At 73.6% G+C, this 19,660-nt stretch carries 16 protein-coding genes; 9 read left to right on the top strand and 7 right to left on the bottom strand.

Annotated features, from left to right (window positions below; genetic code table 11):
• Window positions 1-3: 3 nt before the first annotated feature.
• Window positions 4-2,433 (top strand): hypothetical protein, encoded by a 2,430-nt coding sequence (locus tag BJ981_RS22820; RefSeq protein ID WP_184613557.1) that lies wholly within the window; start codon window positions 4-6, stop codon window positions 2,431-2,433.
• Between the two features lie 45 nt (window positions 2,434-2,478).
• Here BJ981_RS22820 and BJ981_RS22815 read toward each other — a convergent pair whose 3' ends face one another.
• The 3 genes from BJ981_RS22815 to fxsT form a co-directional block, all read right to left on the bottom strand.
• Entirely contained in the window at window positions 2,479-3,687 is a 1,209-nt protein-coding gene (locus BJ981_RS22815) for a hypothetical protein (RefSeq protein WP_184613555.1), read from the bottom strand.
• Between the two features lie 197 nt (window positions 3,688-3,884).
• Window positions 3,885-4,889 (bottom strand): hypothetical protein, encoded by a 1,005-nt coding sequence (locus tag BJ981_RS22810; RefSeq protein WP_184613553.1) that lies wholly within the window; start codon window positions 4,887-4,889, stop codon window positions 3,885-3,887.
• 50 nt (window positions 4,890-4,939) lie between these two features.
• Window positions 4,940-8,563, bottom strand: a complete 3,624-nt coding sequence (fxsT, locus tag BJ981_RS22805; RefSeq protein WP_184613551.1) for an FxSxx-COOH system tetratricopeptide repeat protein — start codon at window positions 8,561-8,563, stop codon at window positions 4,940-4,942.
• Window positions 8,564-9,268: 705 nt separating this feature from the next.
• Between fxsT and BJ981_RS22800 the strand changes: the two genes are divergently transcribed.
• Both BJ981_RS22800 and BJ981_RS22795 read left to right on the top strand, forming a co-directional pair.
• On the top strand, window positions 9,269-10,462 hold the full coding sequence (locus tag BJ981_RS22800) for an FxsB family cyclophane-forming radical SAM/SPASM peptide maturase (RefSeq protein ID WP_204070004.1): 1,194 nt from the start codon (window positions 9,269-9,271) through the stop codon (window positions 10,460-10,462).
• Window positions 10,459-11,790, top strand: coding sequence for an HEXXH motif domain-containing protein (locus tag BJ981_RS22795; protein ID WP_184613549.1), 1,332 nt, complete (start codon window positions 10,459-10,461; stop codon window positions 11,788-11,790). The genes BJ981_RS22800 and BJ981_RS22795 overlap by 4 nt, the downstream gene beginning before the upstream one ends.
• On the opposite strand, the gene BJ981_RS22790 is transcribed toward BJ981_RS22795, so the two are convergent.
• Together BJ981_RS22790 and BJ981_RS22785 are read right to left on the bottom strand one after the other, a co-directional pair.
• On the bottom strand, window positions 11,780-13,168 hold the full coding sequence (locus BJ981_RS22790; RefSeq protein ID WP_184613547.1) for a glycine--tRNA ligase: 1,389 nt from the start codon (window positions 13,166-13,168) through the stop codon (window positions 11,780-11,782). The genes BJ981_RS22795 and BJ981_RS22790 overlap by 11 nt on opposite strands.
• A 117-nt stretch (window positions 13,169-13,285) precedes the next feature.
• Entirely contained in the window at window positions 13,286-13,579 is a 294-nt protein-coding gene (locus tag BJ981_RS22785) for an antibiotic biosynthesis monooxygenase family protein (RefSeq protein WP_307837796.1), read from the bottom strand.
• A gap of 52 nt (window positions 13,580-13,631) precedes the next feature.
• Between BJ981_RS22785 and BJ981_RS22780 the strand changes: the two genes are divergently transcribed.
• The 6 genes from BJ981_RS22780 to BJ981_RS22755 all read left to right on the top strand — a co-directional run bounded on the left by BJ981_RS22780 (window position 13,632) and on the right by BJ981_RS22755 (window position 17,838).
• Entirely contained in the window at window positions 13,632-14,075 is a 444-nt protein-coding gene (locus tag BJ981_RS22780; RefSeq protein WP_239139005.1) for a DUF6703 family protein, read from the top strand.
• 83 nt (window positions 14,076-14,158) lie between these two features.
• Window positions 14,159-15,115 carry a metal ABC transporter substrate-binding protein gene (locus tag BJ981_RS22775; protein WP_239139006.1) on the top strand — a complete coding sequence of 319 codons (957 nt, stop codon included), beginning with the start codon at window positions 14,159-14,161 and terminating at the stop codon, window positions 15,113-15,115.
• Window positions 15,112-15,906 (top strand): metal ABC transporter ATP-binding protein, encoded by a 795-nt coding sequence (locus BJ981_RS22770; protein ID WP_184613545.1) that lies wholly within the window; start codon window positions 15,112-15,114, stop codon window positions 15,904-15,906. Before BJ981_RS22775 ends, BJ981_RS22770 begins: the two co-directional genes overlap by 4 nt.
• Complete coding sequence (locus BJ981_RS22765; RefSeq protein ID WP_184613543.1) at window positions 15,903-16,736, top strand: metal ABC transporter permease; 834 nt, start codon at window positions 15,903-15,905, stop codon at window positions 16,734-16,736. Before BJ981_RS22770 ends, BJ981_RS22765 begins: the two co-directional genes overlap by 4 nt.
• A gap of 34 nt (window positions 16,737-16,770) precedes the next feature.
• Window positions 16,771-17,160, top strand: a complete 390-nt coding sequence (locus BJ981_RS22760) for a Fur family transcriptional regulator (RefSeq protein WP_184613542.1) — start codon at window positions 16,771-16,773, stop codon at window positions 17,158-17,160.
• A 129-nt stretch (window positions 17,161-17,289) separates the two neighbouring features.
• Window positions 17,290-17,838 carry a CGNR zinc finger domain-containing protein gene (locus tag BJ981_RS22755; RefSeq protein ID WP_184613540.1) on the top strand — a complete coding sequence of 183 codons (549 nt, stop codon included), beginning with the start codon at window positions 17,290-17,292 and terminating at the stop codon, window positions 17,836-17,838.
• Between the two features lie 4 nt (window positions 17,839-17,842).
• On the opposite strand, the gene BJ981_RS22750 is transcribed toward BJ981_RS22755, so the two are convergent.
• Window positions 17,843-18,646, bottom strand: a complete 804-nt coding sequence (locus BJ981_RS22750; protein ID WP_184613538.1) for an isoprenyl transferase — start codon at window positions 18,644-18,646, stop codon at window positions 17,843-17,845.
• A 49-nt stretch (window positions 18,647-18,695) separates the two neighbouring features.
• Window positions 18,696-19,424, bottom strand: a complete 729-nt coding sequence (gene recO / locus BJ981_RS22745; RefSeq protein WP_184613536.1) for a DNA repair protein RecO — start codon at window positions 19,422-19,424, stop codon at window positions 18,696-18,698.
• Window positions 19,425-19,660: the final 236 nt, after the last annotated feature.

Genomic DNA, 19,660 nt, shown 5'->3' with positions numbered 1-19,660 from the left:
AGGGTGGATCCCCGGGACAACCCGTTCCCTTCCGTCCCCATCGCCCGGCTGACGGGCAGCTCCGACCTGCTCCCCGTCGGCCTCCAGGGCGGCCGGGTGCCCATCACGGTGGAGACCGGCGCCATCGCGGCCATGCGCGCCCAGCTCGACGCGTGGCGGCGCCAGAGGCTGAACGTGCCGTCCGTGGGCCGCGCCCTGGCCGTGGTGGGGGACCTCGGCACCGGCAAGAGCCACATCGCGCGCGACCTCGCCCACACCGTGATGACCGGGCCCGGGCCCGCCGCGCCCGTGCTGTGGCTGATCGACGAGCCCGTCTGGGACTTCGGCCAGATCTACCGCGAACGGCTGGTCACCGACCTCAAGGACCAGAAGAGCGTCTTCTACGAGGTGCTGCTGGACTACTACTCCGACGTGACCGCGGAGAGCCTCGCCGGGTCCCGGTCCCTGGACTCGATCGCCGCCGGGCTCAAGGGCCGCGACCTGGACCCGCAGGCGGTCATCGACGCGCTCAACCTGTCGGAGGCCGCGATCCGGGCCGACCTCGAACGGCGGCTCCAGGGCCTCACCGAGCACGGCAAGTTCGCCTCCGCGCTGGCGCTGCTCCAGATCCCGGGGTTCCAGAACGCCGTCTGGGAGTGGTTCATGGGCCATCCGCCCAGCGACATCCTCAGGGAACGCGGCATCGACTCCCCCATCGACGACGTGAGCTCGGTCTTCGAGGCGCTGGCCGTGTTCGCGTTCCTGTACGGGCGGGCGGGACGGCGGTTCATCCTCGTCGTCGACATGCTGGAGAAGGTCCTGGAGTGGCCCATCGACCGGCGGACCGCGTTCGTCCAGGCCTTCGAGAAGCTCGTCAACGTGTACGTCAGCGTGGGCGGCCTGCTGGTCTTCTGCGTGGTCCCCGACGCGCTCGGCATGCTCGGCGAGGGCGTGCAGGAACGCATCCGGCCGATCCGCACCACGGCCCTGACCGACGAGGAGACCGTCGAGCTGACCCGCCGGTACCTGGAGCGGGCCCGCGGCACGGAGCGGCCCGCGCTCGACGCCCCTGACCCGGAGCCGGTCGCCGCCGACCCGCCTGCGCCGGACCCCGGCGCGCCGGAGGAGGCCCCCGCCGACCTGGCGCCCTTCACCGTCGGCTCGCTGCGCTACATCCGCTCGCTGGCCGGGGGCGTCCCGCGCCGGATGCTCAAGATCTGCCATCACGCCTGGGCGCAGGCGGCCCGGCGCGCGCCCGGCGACGGGCCGCCCGTCGTGGACGAGGTCATCGTGCGCGACGCGGTCCGCGCCACCTTCGAGACCGCCACGCTGGAACAGGTGCGCGCGTCCATCCGCAGCGTGCTGGAGCTGGAGTCGCGGCGCTTCGAGCCGAGCCCCGTCCGGTTCAGCGCCCGCCCGGCGGGCGAGGCGGGGAAGGTCGACTTCTGGATACCCGTGGGACGGCAGGGCGCCGCGATCGCCGTGCTCACCACGGACTCGGTCATGCAGGCGATCCAGGTGGAGCGGCTGGAGCGCATCGTGTGGGCGGCGCGCAAGGACACGGGCGCGGCCCCCTGCCAGCCGCTGGTGGTGGTCAACGGCTACCTGTCCCCCGCGCTGCGCCAGCGGATCGCCGAGCTCACCGACGCCCAGCCCGTCGTCTACAGCGACCGCGACTTCACGGTCACGCTGCGCGAGGCCGTGCGGGAGCTGGCGCGCCGCCTGGAGGCCGCCGACCGGGACGGCGTGCTGGAGGTCATCCGCAGCCGCGTGGAGGACATCACCTACCAGCAGACCACCGTCCTGGACTACCTGCAGCGGATCGACGGCCGCGTGGAGCAGGCCGACGCGGCCTCCGCGCGGCGGCTCGGCGAGCTGCTCAGGTCGCTGCCCGCGGACCCGGAGCCCCCGGAGCCACGTGCCCACCGTCCCCGGGCCGCACGGCACCGCATGCCGGAGGACGTCGAACGGCACTTCGACCGGGCCTTCGACGCGATCGGGCTGATGAGCGGCGTCCCTGCCACGTTCCGGGACGTCTTCACCGTGGACGAGACCGCGGCGGGCGACCTCCGGCCGCGGCGGCTCGGGTTCACCATGGACGAGTTCCAGGCCGTCGGGGTGGCGGTGCTGCTGGAGAAGCTGCTGGAGGCGTTCCGCGACAGCGTGGCCACGTGGCTGGAGCAGGCGTACGCCACGCGGTCGCTGCCCGGGGAGGCGGTGCCGACGACGGCCCAGGAGCGCCGGCTGCGCACCATCTGCCGCAGTTACGAGATCACCGCGGAGATGCTGCCGGTGTTCCGGCTGGAGAGCATGGCGGCCTTCGGGCCGTTCACCGAGGGGCCCGAGCCGATCGAGCACGCCTCGCGCACCTTCCGCAGGGCGGAGGCGGAGGACGCGCTGTCCCGGCTCGGCGAGCGGGTGCTGGCCGCGGCGATGGCCAGCGTGCGGGCGTAGGGCCGCGACCGGCCTGGGGGCGTGGGACGGCCTCCGGGGCCGGCGTCACCGCTTGCGCGTGTGCGAGCCCATGGCGAGGACGTGGCGGACGGCCAGGGGGCGGAACGTCGGGAACGGCGCGGGAACGGGCGCGGGCCGCGGCGCATGGGCGCCGCCGCGAACCGGGACGGGGACAGGGACGGGGATCCTGTCCCACACGGCGTTGGCCACGATGTGCAGGACGTTGACGGTCAGGATGGCCGGGGCGATCACCCGCACGGCCGCGGGCACGTGCGGTTGCAGGGCCAGGGCCAGGATGATCGCGGTGATGCCGTTCTGCTGGCCGAGGGCCAGGCGGACCCGGTCGGCCGTGTCGAACCGGCGGCCGATGAGCAGCCCGGCGACCACCTGCGCCCCGAAGGCGGCGAGCCCGAGCACCAGCCCGAGCCCGACGTCCACGCCGCCGATGAGCAGCATGCCGAGCACGAACGCGGCGAGGTAGAACGCGACGGAGGTGACGCGGCCGACGAGCGCCTCGACGCCGCGGGGGCGGTAGAAGAGGCCCACGAGGGCGACGCCGAGCATCAGGAACTGCCAGGCGGCGAGGGCGAGCAGTCCGGCGAGCAGGACCGTGGCGACCACGGGGAAGGCGGGGTGCTCCTTCAGCGGCCGGCGCGCCGGGCGGCGCGCGGCGAGCCACCAGGCGGCCCCGGCCGCCGCGGCGAACGCGGCGTTGGCCGCGAGGCCCGCGCCGTACGACGCCAGCCCGCCCATGGAGCCGCCCGCGGCCGGGCTCAGGGTGGTCGTGACGAGGTAGACGGTGAGCAGGGCCGTGACGGGGTCGTCGAAGGAGGCCCAGGCGAGCAGGAGCGAACGGGCGCGGCCGGACATCTTCGAGCGGCCGATCATCGCGGTCACCGACAGCGGGTCGATCTGGGCCACGGCGACGCCGAGGATCATGGCCGTGGTGCTGCCGGAGGCCAGGTACATGACCGCGGCGATCAGCGCCGCCTTGAGCGCCACGCCGACGGTGACCGCGGCGACGACGATGCGGACGTCCTCGACGGCGTCGCGGGTGATGCCCGAGGCGCTGCCGTACAGGCCCACGGCCAGCAGCGCGTTGACGCCCCACAGGTACCACGGCGAGGTGACGGCCAGGCCGTGCCCGCCGGGGCCGGTGAGACCGGCGGCGGCGAGCCCGAGCGCGGTCACGAGGAGCACGGCCACGAGCCGTCCGGAGGATCGCTCGACGAAAGCGGTGAGCACCTTCACCACGGTCCTCCACATCGACACCGCAGCCCCGTATTAATTAGTCACGGCTTATTTTAGTGCGTTCTCCGGCCGCGGTCACCGTCTCGCGCGGGCGAATCAATGATCGAATACGATTATGGCCGGGACATTAACCGCCTTTTCCGGCGTCCATCTCATGGGCGGATATATTGGCTTTATCAATGATTTTTCCCGGCGGACCATTATCCGGCGACCGCGCCCAGCGCCTCGGCGAGCCGGCGCAGCCGCAGCTCGGCCTGGTCCACCTTGTCCTGCAGCAGAGTGACGCCGAACAGAAAGTCCCCGAGGCCGGCGCCGAGCCAGTGCACGTAGATCGCGCCCTCCTCGACGTCCAGCACGAGCCGGGTGATCGGCGAGTCCCCTGCGCGGCGCAGGGTCTGCCGCAGACGCGCGACGTCGGTGCGCAGCCGTCCGGCGACCTCCTGGTAGAGCTCCCTGCGCCGGCGCACGCCGACGTTCCTGAACAGGGGGGCGAGCGCGAGGTCGTCGAGCACGTCGCCGGTGTGGACCGGCCACCAGCCGCGGTGGAGGGCCGCGTAGTTGAGGTCGCCGGCGTTGACGGCGTGCGCCCACAGGTCGAACAGCGTGGCCTGGGGCACCTCCGCCATGCCGGGCTCGCCGCGGGTGTAGGGGACGCTCGGCGCGTCGAGTCCGGGCAGCTCGGACACCGGAACGCCGCCGGGGTTCTGGCCGCCGAGGCGCAGGTCCACCACCCGGGTCTCGGTGACCAGGGCGTTGACCGCCCAGTCCATGGAGGGGGCGCGGTCGGCGGCGAGCGTGGCGCCGACGAGGTACTCCCCCGCGCGGACGCGCCCGCAGTGGAAAGCGGCGTCCTCGGTCTGCACCACCGTGCGCACGAGCGCGCCGGAGTCCAGCGCCTCCAGCAAGGCGCCGAAATCCTCCACGCGGCTGATGAGCTGGCGGGTGACATTGCGATGATCGTCCCGCACCCGGTGAACGGGTTCTGAAAAGCGCCCCGCGTATTCGCCGGATTCGAAGGCGTCCACCGAGAAGTCGAAGACGCCGCTGCCGTAATGCGCGACATAATCCAGGCCCGGCCCCGCGGCCACGGCGTCCCTGCACCGGTCGATCAGGTCCGTGTACGCCTGCCCCACGTGCGGGTCGCGGGTCACGGTCACGGCGGCGTCGCGTGCCGCGCGCGTCTCCGCGCCGAGAGCCTCTGCCATCGTCGTCCCCTTCCCATCGGTCCAGCGGACCGGGCTTCCCCGCCGTCGCCTCACAGTCCCGGTATCTCAAGGTCGATGTCCGCGCGCACGGCGCGGCCCGTCAGCCCGGCGCCCGCCAGCCTGCTCCGGGTGTCGGAGAGGTTCTTCTCCACCAGCAGGGCGTTCGGGTGGCCGGGCAGGCCCGCGTCGCGGAAGCCGTCCAGCGCCGCCTGCTCCAGGCCCGCCGCGCGGGCGTGGTCCCCGCGCAGCACCAGCGTGTTGGCGTAGGCCACGCTCGCGGCGATCATCCAGGGGTGGTGCGGGACCAGCCAGCGTCGCAGCCGCCCGAGGGCCTTGGCCCCGATCTCGGCGGCCCCCACCAGGTCGCCGGAGTTGCGCAGGTACGCCGCCAGCCCGACCTCGCACACCCCGGCGTACGGGTGGTCGGGGCCGAGCGTGTCGCGCAGCCCGGCCAGGCACGCCTCGGCCTCGTAGGCCGCCGCCTGGTGCTTGCCCAGCGCGTCCAGGTCCGCCGCGAGGCTGGCCCGGCAGATGAGGGTGACCAGGTCGCGGTCGCCCTGATGGGCGCGCAGGTCGGCCAGGATGCGCTCGTCGCGCTCGCGGGCGTTCTCCGGCCTGCCGAGCCTGCGCTCGGTGACGGCGAGGCCGCTCTCGGCCCGCAGCACCTCCAGGCTGGGGCCGCGGCGGCCGGCGCGGCCGAGCGTGCCCCGGTGCGGCAGCACCCGTTTGAGCAGCGTGAACGAGTCGTCCAGCCGGCCGAGGTCGCGGTGGTAGCGCGCCATCGTGATCGCGGTGCGCACGGCCGCGGGGTCGCCCTCGCCGGCCATGCGCACGCGCAGCTCGTAGCGCTGCTGCGCCAGCTCCAGCGCGCGCCGCGCGTCGCCGACCAGGGCCTCGGAGATCGCCAGGTTGTGCATGGCGTTGCCGGTCAGCGGGTGGTGGGCGCCGAGCAGCTCGCGCAGTTCGCGCAGGACGTCGCGCTCCATGTCGCGGGCCTCCTCGAACTCGCCCATGGCGCGCAGCGCCGTCGCGTGGGCGCCCGCGGTGAGCAGCGTGCGCGGGTGGTTGATGCCGAGCACCACCCGCTGGGACCGCAGCGCCTGGAAGCTGTACCGCAGGTGGTCGTGGTGGTCGCCCCGGCTCCGCGAGACCTCGGCCAGCAGGTCGAGCAGCCGCAGCCGGGGCAGGGACTCGTCGTCCCAGGCGGCGAGCACCCGCGAGCCGATGTCCTTCACCCGGTCGACGGCGAGCTTGTCGTCGGCGCGCAGGACGAACGAGAGCTGGCGCAGGACCCACCGCCGCACCTCGGGCCGCGCGTCGTCCCACGCCCGGACGGCCTCGAAGTGGCGGTCCAGCTCGGCGTGGAGCGCCGGTCCCGACTCGTCGGCGTCATCGGACGGGGAGAGGGCGGCCAGGGCGCCGCGCAGGTCGCGCAGCAGGCCGCGCACCCCGTCCTCGCCCATCCTCTCGCGGACCAGGGCGCGCACCAGGCCGTGCGCGCGGACCGGCTGGTCGGGCCGGCCGAGGTCGACCTCGACCAGGCCGTACCGGCCGAGGCTGCGCAGCATGACGTCGACCATGAGGGGATCGTTCAGCTTGTCGGCGTCGGTGAGCAGCCCGAGCATCGGGGCCGAGCGGAGCACCCGCAGGGCGACGCCGCGCGGCGACAGGCAGGCGCACACCCCGAGCAGGCGCAGGGCGGCGTCGCCGCCGAGGTTGTCGCGGCGCAGCGCCCGCCCGCCGATGTCGCCGGGCAGGGTCTCCAGGGCGAGGTCGAGCATGACGCGGGAGGCAGGGGTGGTCTGGCCGCGGGCCTGGCACTCCCCGAGGACGCGGTCGTACTCGTCGGCGAAGCGCGCCACCGCGTGGCTGAGCGCGTCGCGGAAGCGGACGCTGTCCTCGCGCACGCGCGAGCGCGCGGCGGAGATCCAGGCCCCCGCCACGTCCAGGACCAGGGGGACGCCGCCGACGCGCGCCACGACGGGCTCGGCCTGCTCTTCGGTGAGGTCGGGCACGTGCCGGGCGAGGAGGGCCAGGGCCTCGGCGCCGGCGAGCGGCCCGATCGGGAGCCCCGGCCTGCGGGAGTCGAGCGGGGCGGCGCGCGTGGTGACGACGACGTCGCAGCGGTCGCGGGTGAGGGGGATGTGGGGCGCGAGGTCGTCCTCGCCGGTGACGCCGTCGTAGAGCAGGAGCCAGCTTCCCGACTCCTCGGAGCCGAGGTGGCGCAGCACGGCCTCGGCCGCGTCGGCGCCCGTGGGGATGCCGAGGGCGACGGCGAGGTCGGCCAGGCCCTGGCGGACGTCGGCGGCGCCCTCGCCGGGGATCCACCACACCAGGTCGTAGGCCCCGGCGAAGCGGTGGCCGTACTCCAGGGCGACCTCGCTCTTCCCGATGCCCGGGGGGCCGTGCAGCGTGCACACGCGCTGGTCCTCACGCGCCGCGGCGAGGGCGTCCCGCAGGGCGTCGATCTCGCGGTCGCGGCCGACGAAGCCCGGGTCGCGCGGCGGGAGGCCGGCGGTCGCCGGCGTGCCCGGGAACCTGGCCCCGCCGGCGGCGTCGGCGCGCGGGCCGGCGACGCGCAGCTCGCGCCGCAGCGTGCGCAGGGCCTCGGCCTCGCTTCGCGCGGGCAGTTCGAGCCGCGGCAGGTGGGTCAGCCCCTCCGGGATGCGCCGGCCGTCGACGAGCACCAGGCGGATGCCGGACTCGGGCACACGGCGCAGCCACGCGACCTGCTCGGGCGGCAGGCCGGCGGGCGAGATCACGAGGATCAGGGCGTCCCCGACGAGGGCCTGCCCGTCGATCGCGCCTGAGGCAAGGACGCGGACACGGACCCCGAGGCGTTCGAGCTGGGCCTGCGCCCATTCGGCCCAGGCACGGTCGCGGGGCGAGTACACCAGCGTCACGCGGCGCAGCGCGCCCGCCAGGCCGCCGGTCAGCTCCTCGGCCAGCCGTTCGTAGGCGACGCGCAGGCCGTCGGCCTTGCCGGGCGGCTCGTTGAGCGTCGCGAGCGTGTCGGAGAAGGAGTACACCGGCGCGTAGGGGATCTCGACGTAGGTCGGCTCGCGGCCGGCGCCCAGCTCGGCGAAACGGCGCGTGACCACGTTCCTGGCCTGTTCCAGGGGGGCGGCGACGCTGGTCTCTGCCTTGATGCCGAGCGCCAGCACCGCGACCGGGCGCCCCGCGCCGAGCTGCACGCGGCGGGCGACGTCGGCGCAGCTCTCGATGCTGCGGATGTTCAGCGGGAAGCAGGCGACGACGACGTCGGCGAGCCCGGAGAACGTCTCGGGGGCCGGGCCGTACCCCTCGCTGGGAGCGTCGATGAGCACGTAGTCGAACGCGGCGGCGGCCTCGCGGATCGCGCGGACCTGGTCCTGCCCGCCGGCGGAGAGGTCGAGCTGGAGCAGGCTCATGCGGCCGGAGAGGCTCACCCCGTCGTCGTCGATGGAGACGCTCCACGGGGCCCCCGGCGGGTCGGCGGGCGGGGTGAGGTAGGGGCGCAGGTAGTGGTCGGCGCGGATGCGGGAGCCGTGGGCGTCGGCGACGAGGACGTTCAGGCCGTTTCCCGCGAGGATCAGCGCCACGTTGACGATCGCCGTGGTGCGGCCGATGTTGTCGCTGGTCGAGCAGAACAGGATGACGCGGCCGGCGCCGGGGGTGTCGGCGACCTCGTTCATGACCCACCACTTCCGCCCGCCGTCGCCGGAAAAGCGGAAACGGCCGCAGCTTTTGTCGAGCGCCAGATGGGGGATTAAGTATAGGCACCGGGCGTGCGCGACCGGCGCCGCGGGATGCCGCGTCCGGCATCACTGCGCGGGAGGCGGATCTCCCTCTCGTTCGTAATCGACGGGGTGGGTTCTCTCGTAATCAGTGGAAAACGCGGCCACTCCCCGAATCGCCTCGGCGCGGATCCTTCGCAAGGCAAATATCAGGGCGGATTCGGACATTTCCGCCACAATGTCGAGAGGGACTCCGGAAAGGTCGACGAGGTCGGAGTCCAGGCCGCCGTCGAAGGCGTCCCCGTCGCCGTCGCTTTCCCGCCTCATTCGAGGCGCCCCTGCGGGTATGGGCCGGGCATGCGGGACTCCTGCCGCTGGTCGGGATCACTGCCAGGTGGATTCATAAGGGGGGACCACCGCGGTTCTCGTACGCCCCGACGGGCTTCACCATCATAGCCGGGTAATCTTCCCACGGTCCCGCCGGCCGAAGCGGTCCGATCATCGGACTTGACGGCGGATCGGCGCCGTGAACTACTGTGAAGTGCCGGAGCTGATATCCATGGGGCATATGTGACTGTCAAGCCAGGTGCGGAAGGAAGGGCCGGCGACCCGGGCGACGCGATAAAGCCAGACCATATCAGGGCTTCCGAATGGCCCTATACCTTGGACGTCGGCGCGCGGATCGCGAAAGGCTGGACCCCCCGGCCGTTCACGAGTTTCATCCTCAAGCTGCACAGCCGATGCGATCTCGCCTGCGGGTACTGCTACATGTACCGAGCCGCCGACCAGAGCTGGCGCCACCGGCCCCGCGCGATGCCGAGGTCCACCGTCGCCCACGCCGCCGCCCGCGTCGCCGAGCACGCCGAGGCGCACGACCTGGCCGAGGTCGGCATCGTCCTGCACGGCGGCGAGCCCCTGCTCGCGGGCCCGGACCTCATCGCCTGCGCCGTCCGCGCCGTGCGCGAGGCCCTCGGGCCGCGCAGGCGGGCGCGGTTCGCCGTGCAGACCAACGGCATGCTGCTCGACGAGGGCTTCCTGCGCCTGTTCGCCGAGCTCGGCGTCACGGTCGGCGTCAGCCTCGACGGCGACGCGCAGGCCCACGACCGCCACCGGCGCCGCGCCGACGGACGGGGCAGCCACGCCCGGGTCGCGGCCGCGCTCGACCTCCTCCGCCAGAGCCCCTACCGGCACCTGTACGGCGGCCTGCTGTGCACCGTGGACCCGCGCAACGACCCGATCCGCGTCTACGAGGGGTTGCTGCGCTTCGACCCGCCCGCGATCGACTTCCTGCTCCCCCACGGCAACTGGTCGTCCCCGCCGCCCGGCCGCTCCCCCGGCGACGCGCGGACGCCGTACGCCGACTGGCTGATCGCCGTCTTCGACCGCTGGTACGCCGCCGAGACCCGGCCCACCGGCGTCCGCCGCTTCGAGGAGATCATGCACCTCCTGCTCGGCGGCGCCGCGCCGGCGGAGAGCCTCGGCCTGGAGCCGATGAGCTGCGTGATCGTCGAGACCGACGGCGCCATCGAGCAGTCCGACGTGCTGAAGACCGCCTACCCCGGCGCCCCCGGCACCGGGCTGAACGTGGCGAGCGCGTCCTTCGACGACGCCCTGCTGCTCGCGCCCATCGTCGCCCGCCAGATCGGCCCGGACGCGCTCGCGCCCGCCTGCCGGTCGTGCGAGCTGCGCCGGGTGTGCGGCGGCGGCCACTACGCCGACCGCTACCGCGCCGGATCGGGGTTCGCCAACCCCAGCGTCTACTGCCCCGACCTGTACAAGCTGATCGCCCACATCCGCCGGCGGCTCGCCGCCGACGTGGCCCGGCTGCGCCGCTCGCTCCGCCCCGTGGCCTCGTGAGCCCGCGTCGGCATTCGCTGCCGGCCGGACTGTTCGACCGTCTCGCCGCCGGGGGCGGCGGCCCCGCGGCGGTGCGCGCCCTGGCGGCGGCCGAGCACAGCAAGCGCCTGGTCCTGCTGCGCGCCGTCGTCGACACGGCCGCGGCGGCCGGCCACCCCGGGGCGCGCCGGGCCGCCGACGCCTACGCGCTGCTGGCCCGGCTCCAGCGGACGGTCCCGGCCGCCGTCCGCGACGCGGTGACCTACCCGGCCGTCGGGTTCTGGGCGCTGCGCGTCCTGCGCGGGCTCATGCTCGGCGACCCCCGGGCCGATCCGGCCCAGCTCGCCGCCGTGGCCGCCGTCGCCGCCGTCCGGGGCCGGGTGCCGCTGCGGGTGGGAGTGCCCGTCACGCGGGGCCGGGTCACGCTGCCCTCGCTGGGCGTCGCCCTGCTGCCCGGCGCGCCGGAGGCGTGGGCGGTCGTGCGGCCCGACGGGCGGGGCGGCGCCGTGGTCACCGCGGCCGGGCGGGCGGTCACCGTGCCCCGCGACCCGCACACCGAGGCCGGCGCCTGGCTCGGCCTGCGCCGCCTGAGCGCCGGTACCGCCGAGGCCGCGGTCACGTTCCTGCTGGACGACACCGACCCGCTGCGCTTCCCGCCGCACCCGCGGGTGGGCCCGCGCCTGTCCCCCGGCGAGGTCGCCGCGTGGCAGGCGGTGATCGGCCGGGGCTGGGCCCTGCTCGGGCGGGCGCATCGCGGGGTGGCCGGGGAGGTGGCGGCGGGGCTGCGGGTGCTCGTCCCGCTCCAGGCCCCGCCGGACGGCGTCGCCAGCGCGACGTCGGCGGAGGCGTTCGGCTGCGTCGCCATGTCCCGCCCGCCCCGCCCGCTGGACCTGGCCCGGGGCTTGGCGCACGAGGTGCAGCACGCCAAGCTGGCCGCGCTCGGCACGATGTTCCCGCTGATCGCCGGGCCCGGCGGCGAGAGGTTCTACGCCCCCTGGCGCGAGGACCCCCGGCCCGCCGAGGGCCTGCTGCAGGGGGCCTACGCCCACCTCGGCATCGCGCGGTTCCTGCGCCGGCAGTGGGACGCCGACAGCGACCCGGCGGCCCGCCTGGAGGCGCAGACCGAGTTCGCCCGGTGGCGGGAGGCGACCTGGGACGTCGCGCACGTGCTGCTCGGCGGCGGCCTGCTCACCGGGCACGGCGAGCGGTTCGTCACCGGCATGGTGGCATCGCTCGCCGAGCTGCGGGCCGAGGACGTCCCCCGCGCGGCGGTCGGCCGGGCCGGGCGCCTCGCCGAGGAGCACCTGACCCGGTGGCTGAACCGCGCCCGGATCGGCGTCAGTCGTTGAGGTGCTGGCGCAGGTAGGAGTCGACCTGGTCCAGGGCGATGCGCTTCTGCGCCATCGAGTCGCGCTCGCGGATCGTCACGGCGTTGTCGTCCAGGGTGTCGAAGTCGACCGTGACGCAGAACGGCGTGCCGATCTCGTCCTGGCGGCGGTAGCGGCGGCCGATCGCCCCGGCGTCGTCGAACTCGACGTTCCAGCGGCGGCGCAGCAGGGTGGCCAGGTCGCGCGCCTTGGGCGACAGGTCGGCGTTGCGCGACAGCGGCAGGACGGCCGCCTTGACCGGCGCGAGCCGGTGGTCGAGGCGCATGACCGTGCGCTGCTCCATGACGCCCTTGGCGTTCGGGGCCTCGTCCACCGTGTAGGCGTCGATCAGGAAGGTGAGCGCGCAGCGGTCCACGCCGGCGGCCGGCTCGATGACGTACGGCACGTAGCGCTCGCCGGAGTCCTGCTCGAAGAACGACAGGTCGGTGCCGGAGGCGGCGGCGTGGGTGCTGAGGTCGAAGTCGGTGCGGTTGGCGACGCCCTCCAGCTCACCCCACTCCGAGCCGGTGAAGTTGAAGCGGTACTCGATGTCGACGGTGCGCTTGGAGTAGTGCGACAGCTTGTCCTTCGGGTGCTCGTACAGCCGCAGGTTCTCGGGGGTGATGCCGAGATCGGTGTACCAGCGGAAGCGCTCGTCGATCCAGTACTGGTGCCACTCCTCGTCGCTGCCCGGCTTGACGAAGAACTCCATCTCCATCTGCTCGAACTCGCGGGTGCGGAAGATGAAGTTGCCCGGGGTGATCTCGTTGCGGAACGACTTGCCGATCTGGCCGATACCGAACGGGATCTTCTTGCGGGAGGACTGCTGGACGTTGAGGTAGTTGATGAAGATGCCCTGCGCGGTCTCCGGGCGCAGGTAGGCCAGGCCGGACTCGTCCTCGACCGCGCCGAGGTAGGTCTTCAGCAGGCCGTTGAACATGCGGGGGGCGGTGAAGGCGCCCTTGGTGCCGCAGTTGGGGCAGACCAGGTCGGCCAGGCCGTTCTCGGGGGCACGGCCGCCGTGCTTCTCGGCGTAGGCCTCTTCGAGGTGGTCGGCGCGGAAGCGCTTGTGGCAGGACTGGCACTCGGTCAGCGGGTCCACGAACTCCTTGACGTGGCCGCTGGCCTCCCAGACCTCGCGGGCCAGGATGACCGAGGAGTCCAGGCCGACGACGTCCTCGCGGCCCTGCACCATGGACTTCCACCACTCGCGCTTGACGTTGTTCTTGAGCTCGACGCCGAGCGGGCCGTAGTCCCAGGACGCGCGCAGACCTCCGTAGATCTCGCTCGACGGGTACACGAGCCCCCGCCGTTTGGCGAGGCTGACGATCGTGTCCATGATGTCGGTACGGCGGGCCATCGAGAATCTCCATCCGGCTGGCGGTCGGGGTTGGGTCGTGCGATCACAGGGCGCGTCACCTGCTCGATCACACCAAGCTTAGGGGAACGCGCGACGCGACCCGCCCACAATCGCCGGTCAGGCGATCTCCTCCATGATCTCGTAGGCGCTGGGCTCGTTGACGACCATGTCCATGGTCGGATACATGTCCATGCGCGCCGCCGACAGGGCGCGCCGGTAGAAGCCGGCCCCGTCCCACTCGCTGACCACCGCCCACAGGTTCGGCTCGTCCACCGATCTGCCGATCCTCCCGGAGCGGAACCCGGACTGGGCGGCCAGCACGGCGAGGACGGATCGGGCGGACCGCGTGAACTCTTCGGCGCGCGCCTCGGGAACGGAGTACCGGATGACCGCGAACATGCCGTTCAGCATGCCAGCACCCGCGGGGTGCCGCCGCGCGGGTCCGCGCCGATAGGCTCGAACCGTGGCCGACAAGCACGACTCCGCCTCCTCGTCCGCGCCGAACTCCTCGCACAAGCGCTCGGTTCCGGCGCATCCTCTGGCGCGCAGGCCGCCCGGCGGGAAGGCGCGTCCCGCGGGCCGCCCGCTGCCGCGCGGCGAGCACTTCATGACGCCCGGCGCCACGGGCCTGCGCCGCGCGGTCGAGCGCGGGAGCGCGGCCCCGCTGGTCTACCTGTACGGCCTGCCGCGCTGGATCGCCCCGGTGCTGCTGGTGGTGCTGCTGCTGGTGGCGCTCGCCGTGCCCGACTGGCGGGGCGGGCTGGCCGCGCTGCCGGTGCTCGCCTTCGTGACCTGGCTGGCCTACATGTCGTGGCCGTCGCTCGGCGCGGGGGCGAGGATCCTGCGGGTGGCGCTCGGGGTCTTCCTCGTCCTGCTGGCGGCGGAGCGCTTCGGCCTGATCTTCTGAGCGCGCCCGTCCGGTCTCCGGGTATTCCGGTCGTCGGCGGGTGATTTTGACAACCGTTTTCATTCTGCAGCATACTCGACTTCGTGCTGCCCTTTTCGCCCAAAACCCGCCGAGCCGGACGGCTGTCGTGGCCGCGACGGCGCGCCGCCGCCGTGCTCGGCGCCGCCGCGCTGCTCACCACGGCCGCCTGCTCGGGGGGCGTGACAGCCTCCGCGGACCAGGCCGAGGGCAGGCCGGCCGTGCTGGCCGCCTTCTACCCGCTGGAGTGGATCTCCGTGAAGGCCGGCGGCCAGGACGCCGCGGTGACCGGCCTCACCCAGCCCGGCGTCGAGCCGCACGATCTGGAGCTGACGCCGCGCCAGATCGCCGACATCGAGCGGGCCGACCTGATCGTCTACATCAAGGGCGTGCAGCCGGCTCTCGACGAGGCCGTCATGGAGCACGCCGCCGGCAAGGCCTTCGACGCCGCCTCGGTGGTGACCACGGTGCCGGCCACCACCGAGCAGCGCTCCGCGGGCGACGGCGTCTCCTACGACCCCCACCTGTGGCTGGACCCGTCCCGGCTGGCCACCGTCGTGACCAAGCTCGGCGAGCGGCTCGCCGCGATCGACCGCCCCCACGCCGACGGCTACGCCTCGCGGGCCCGCACCGCGGCGGGCGAGCTGACCGCGCTGGACGCCGAGTTCCGCCGGACCCTCGCCGGGTGCACCACCCGCACCATGGTCACCAGCCACACGGCGTTCGGCTATCTGGCGGAACGTTACAACCTGCGGCAGGTCGGCATCAGCGGCCTGGACCCCGAGGCCGAGCCGGACCCGGCCCGCATCGCCCGCGTGGCCGCCACCGCCCGCGAGGAGGGCGTGACCACGATCTTCACCGAGGAACTCGTCAGCCCCAAGGTCGCCGAGGTCCTCGCCGGCGAGATCGGCGCCAAGACGGCCGTGCTCAACCCGATCGAGAGCCGTCCCGCCCAAGGCGACTACCTGTCCGCCGCGCGCGCCAACCTGTCCGCGCTCCGCACCGCACTGGGATGCCCATGACCCGATCCGCACAGGCGACCGGCGTCGCCCCGCCGCCGGTGACGGCGGACACCCCGCCGGCGTTCGCCATGGCCGACGGCCGCGTCGCGCTGGACGGGCGCCCGGTGCTGCGGGGCATCGACCTGCGCGTCACCCCCGGCGAGGTGGTGGCCGTGCTCGGGGCCAACGGCTCGGGCAAGTCCACGCTGATCCGCGCCCTGCTCGGCCTGACGCCCCTGTCGGGCGGCTCCACCGAGTTGTACGGCGTCCCGCCGGCCCGGTTCCGTGACTGGTGGCGCGTCGGGTACGTCCCCCAGCGGCTGTCGGTGGGCGGGGGCGTGCCCGCGACCGTGCGCGAGATCGTGGCCTCCGGCCGCGTCGCCCGGCAGCGGCGCCTGCGCCGCGCCGGCGCCGAGGACCGCGCCGCCGTCGCCCGCGCGCTGGACGCGGTGGGCCTGACCTCCCGCGCGGGCGAGCCGGTGGGGTGGCTGTCGGGCGGCCAGCAGCAGCGGGTCCTGATCGCCCGCGCGCTCGCCGGCGACCCGGACACCTACGTCATGGACGAGCCGACGGCGGGCGTGGACGCGGAGAACCAGCGGCACCTGGCCGCCACGCTGGCCGCGCTGGTGGAGCGGGGCAAGACCGTCCTGCTGGTCGCGCACGAGCTGGGGCCGTTGGCACCGCTGATCACCCGGTCGGTGGTCCTGCGCGACGGCCTCGTCGTCCACGACGGCGCTCCCCCGCACGGCGAACCCGTCCACCCGGCCGTCCACCATCCCGCCGACCTGCCGGGACCGGGGGCCGCGCGATGATCGAGATGCTGCGGTACGACTTCATGTGGCGGGCGCTGGCCGCCGCGCTGCTGGTCGGCCTGTCGGCCCCGGCGGTCGGCACCTTCATCGTCCAGCGCCGCCTCGCCCTGCTCGGCGACGGCATCGGCCACGTCGCGCTCACCGGCGTGGCGCTCGGCTTCCTGACCGGCACCGCCCCCGTGCTCACCGCCGTCGTGGTGGCCGTGCTGGGGGCGGTCGCGATCGAGCTGGTGCGGGCGCGCGGCCGCACCACCGGCGACGTGGCGCTGGCGCTGCTCTTCTACGGCGGCATCGCGGGCGGCGTACTGCTCATCGGGCTCGCCCCCGGCGGCAGCAACGCGACGCTGACGTCCTATCTGTTCGGCTCGATCTCCAGCGTGAGCGGGCAGGACGTGTGGGTGATCGCGGTGCTGGCCGCCTTCGTGCTCGGCGTGGTCGCGGTCTTCGGCCGCGAGCTGTTCGTGCTGTGCCAGGACGAGGACGTCGCCCGGGTCAACGGCCTGCCGGTGCGCTTCCTCAGCCTGCTGGTCGCGGTCACCGCCGCGCTCACCGTCGTGATCGCGATGCGGGTGGTGGGGCTGCTGCTGGTGAGCGCGCTGATGGTCGTGCCGGTGGCGACCAGCCAGCAGATCACCCGGGGCTTCGTGACCACCATGCTGCTGGCCATGGGCCTCGGCGTCATCGCGACGGTGGGCGGGCTCACCTCCGCCTTCTACGCGGGGGTGGCGCCGGGCGCGGCGATCGTTCTGCTCGCCTTGTCCGGGTTCGTCATCGCCCTTGGCGTGGGTAGATTCGTACGGCGGGGCCGCGCTCAGCAGGCCGGCCCCTAACCGCGCGCTCGCGCCGTACACAGGAGTGCAGCCCATGACGAGCCGCCGTGACGCCGTACGGGACATTCTCCAGCTAAGCGAGGGATTCCGCAGCGCTCAGGACATCTACGCAGAGATGCGGGCCGGTGGGGCGAAGATCGGCCTCACCACCGTGTACCGTGCGCTCCAGTCGCTGGCCGACTCCGGCCAGGTCGACGTCCTGCGCACCGACGACGGCGAGTCGGTCTACCGCGCCTGCGCCACCGGCACCCACCACCATCACCTGGTGTGCCGGCGCTGCGGCCACACGGTCGAGGTGGCCGGGCCCGCCGTCGAGCGGTGGGCCGAGGCGGTGGGCGCCGAGCACGGCTTCACGGCGGTCACGCACACCGTCGAGGTGTTCGGCACCTGCGGCTCCTGCGCGCAGGTCGCCTCGGCGGGCTGACAACGGCGGGACGCGCCCGCGCGAAGTCGGGATACGCTTCCGGGAAGGGGAAACGGGAGGGCCTCGCCGCCCTCGACGTGGAAACCGCCGTGCGCGCGGCCCGCCCGCGCCCCGCCCGAGGGGGAGCCCATGCCGTTGAGTCATGACATGGTGTGCTCGCTCGCCGCGGCCGCCGATCTGGTCAACTCCGCGCCCGAGACCGGCGGCCCTGACTGGCTCACCGACGTCGCCGCCCTGCACGCCTACCTGGAACGTCACCAGGTGAGCGGCCTCGGGTCCGTCACCGAGGCCGACCTGGCCGAGGTGCGCGCCCTGCGCGCGACCTTCCAGGAGGTGTTCGCCGCGCCCGACGCGGGCGCGGCGGTGACCCTGCTGAACGTCCTGCTGGAGCGCACCCGCATCGCGGCCCGCCTGACCGAGCACGACGGCTGGCCGCTGCACGTCCACTACTTCGCGCCGGGGGCGTCGGCCGCCGAGCACCTCGCGGCCGACTGCGGGGTGGCGCTGGCCCACCTGCTGGTCGAGAACGAGTGGGAGCGGCTGCGCACCTGCGCCGCCCCCGACTGCGACAAGGTCTTCGTGGACGAGTCCCGCAACCGCTCCCGCGTCTACTGCGACAGCCGCACCTGCGGCAACCGCATGCACGTCGCCGCCTACCGGGCCCGCAGGAGGGCTTGAGACCTCAGTCGAGGTCGAGGTCGGGGTCGGGATCGGCCACGGGGTTGGGCACAGCGCCGCCGTACCTTCTGTCGCGCTTGGCGTAGACCTCGCAGGCCTGCCAGAGGTCGCGGCGGTCGAAGTCGGGCCAGAGCCGGTTGAGGAAGACCATCTCGGCGTAGGCGGACTGCCAGAGCAGGAAGTTGGACGTGCGCTGCTCGCCGGAGGACCGCAGGAACAGGTCGACGTCCGGCATCTCGGGCTCGTCCAGGTAGCGGGCGAAGACGCGCTCGGAGACCTTGCCGGGCTTGACCCGGCCGGCGGCGATGTCCTCGGCCAGGCGCACGGCGGCGTCGACGATCTCGGCGCGGCCGCCGTAGTTGACGCAGAACTGCAGGTTCAGCGTGCGGTTGCCGCGCGTCATCTGCTCCGCCTCCTGGAGCTCGTTGATGACGCTCTTCCACAGCCTGCCGGGCCGTCCGGCCCAGCGGACGCGCACGCCCATGGCGTTCAGCTCGTCCCTGCGCCTGCGGATCACCTCGCGGTTGAACCCCATGAGGAAGCGCACCTCGTCCGGGGATCGGCGCCAGTTCTCGGTCGAGAAGGCGTAGGCCGACAGGTTGGGGATGCCGAGCTCGATGGCCCCCTCGATCACGTCGAACAGCGACGCCTCCCCCGCCCGGTGTCCCTCCGTCCTCGGCAGCCCCCTGGCCTTGGCCCACCGCCCGTTGCCGTCCATGACGATGGCGACGTGCCGGGGGATCAGGTCCCGCGGGATCGACGGGGGCACGGCCCCCGACGGGTGCGGGCTCGGCGGACGGACGTTCACGATCTGCTTCTCCTGTGGGTGTCGGGAGTGCCGCGACGACCGGGCGGTCTCAGACCCGCTCGACGTGTCGTAGCGAGCGTATTCCGTGTTCGAGGTGCCATTGCAGGTAAGCCGCGACCAGGCCGCTGCACTCGGCGCGGTGGCGCTGCTCGGAGGCGTCGGCGGAGGCCCAGTCGCCGCGGGTGAGGGCGATCATGAGGCCGATGGTCTCGGCCGCGGGGACGGCGGCGCCGGGTGGACGGCAGCCGCCGCAGACCACGCCGCCCGCCGCGATGGCGAAGGCCCGGATGGCGGGCGTGGAGCAGCGCGCGCAGGAGTCGAGCGCGGGGGCGTATCCGGCGACGGCCAGCGAGCGCAGGAAGTAGGCGTCGAGGACCAGCCGGGCCTCGTGGTCGCCGTCCGCGAGGGTGCGCAGGCCGCCGACCAGCAGCAGGAACTGCCGCAGCGCGGGTTCCTTCTCGCCCATGACCAGACGGTCGGCGGTCTCCAGCATGGCGGTTCCCGCGGTGTAGCGGGGGTAGTCGGAGACCAGGGCCTCGCCGTACGGCCTGAGCGTCTCGACCTGGGTGACCACGTCGAGCGAGCGCCCGGTGTGGAACTGCACGTCGATGTGCGTGAAGGGTTCGAGCCGCGCGCCGAACCTGGACATGGTGCGCCGGACGCCCTTGGCGACCCCGCGGACCTTGCCCGTGCGTCTGGTCAGGACCGTGACGATACGGTCGGCCTCGCCCAGCTTCTGGGTGCGCAGCACGATGCCCTCGTCGCGGTAGAGGTTCACCCGCCCAGTCTAGAGATGCGCGGACGCGCCGCGACGGCCCCGATGCCGTTCGGGGGGCTGAATCCCGACATGCGACGCCTACAAATATGGACAAACATCGTAAAACCGCTCAAAATTCAATAAAGGTGATCTGACACCGCCAAGCGACGAATCGATCTCGGGTCAACCCTCGATGGCATCCTCCAGGCGAACAGTCACTAAACTTTTTCCCCTGGCGACGCCCTGAGATGTCCGCC

This window comes from Sphaerisporangium krabiense, assembly GCF_014200435.1.
Taxonomy (GTDB): domain Bacteria; phylum Actinomycetota; class Actinomycetes; order Streptosporangiales; family Streptosporangiaceae; genus Sphaerisporangium; species Sphaerisporangium krabiense.
Note: the sequence above shows the minus strand (reverse complement) of the source record. Positions and strands in the feature narration are given on the sequence as shown.

Bases quoted from the DNA above. Each gene is read 5' to 3' on its own strand.
- BJ981_RS22810 (WP_184613553.1), bottom strand. From the start codon at position 4,889: ATGGCAGAGGCTCTCGGCGCGGAGACGCGCGCGGCACGCGACGCCGCC.
- fxsT (WP_184613551.1), bottom strand. From the start codon at position 8,563: ATGAACGAGGTCGCCGACACCCCCGGCGCCGGCCGCGTCATCCTGTTC.
- BJ981_RS22790 (WP_184613547.1), bottom strand. From the start codon at position 13,168: ATGGCCCGCCGTACCGACATCATGGACACGATCGTCAGCCTCGCCAAA.
- BJ981_RS22785 (WP_307837796.1), bottom strand. From the start codon at position 13,579: ATGCTGAACGGCATGTTCGCGGTCATCCGGTACTCCGTTCCCGAGGCG.
- BJ981_RS22770 (WP_184613545.1), top strand. From the start codon at position 15,112: ATGACCCGATCCGCACAGGCGACCGGCGTCGCCCCGCCGCCGGTGACG.
- BJ981_RS22765 (WP_184613543.1), top strand. From the start codon at position 15,903: ATGATCGAGATGCTGCGGTACGACTTCATGTGGCGGGCGCTGGCCGCC.
- BJ981_RS22760 (WP_184613542.1), top strand. From the start codon at position 16,771: ATGACGAGCCGCCGTGACGCCGTACGGGACATTCTCCAGCTAAGCGAG.
- BJ981_RS22755 (WP_184613540.1), top strand. From the start codon at position 17,290: ATGCCGTTGAGTCATGACATGGTGTGCTCGCTCGCCGCGGCCGCCGAT.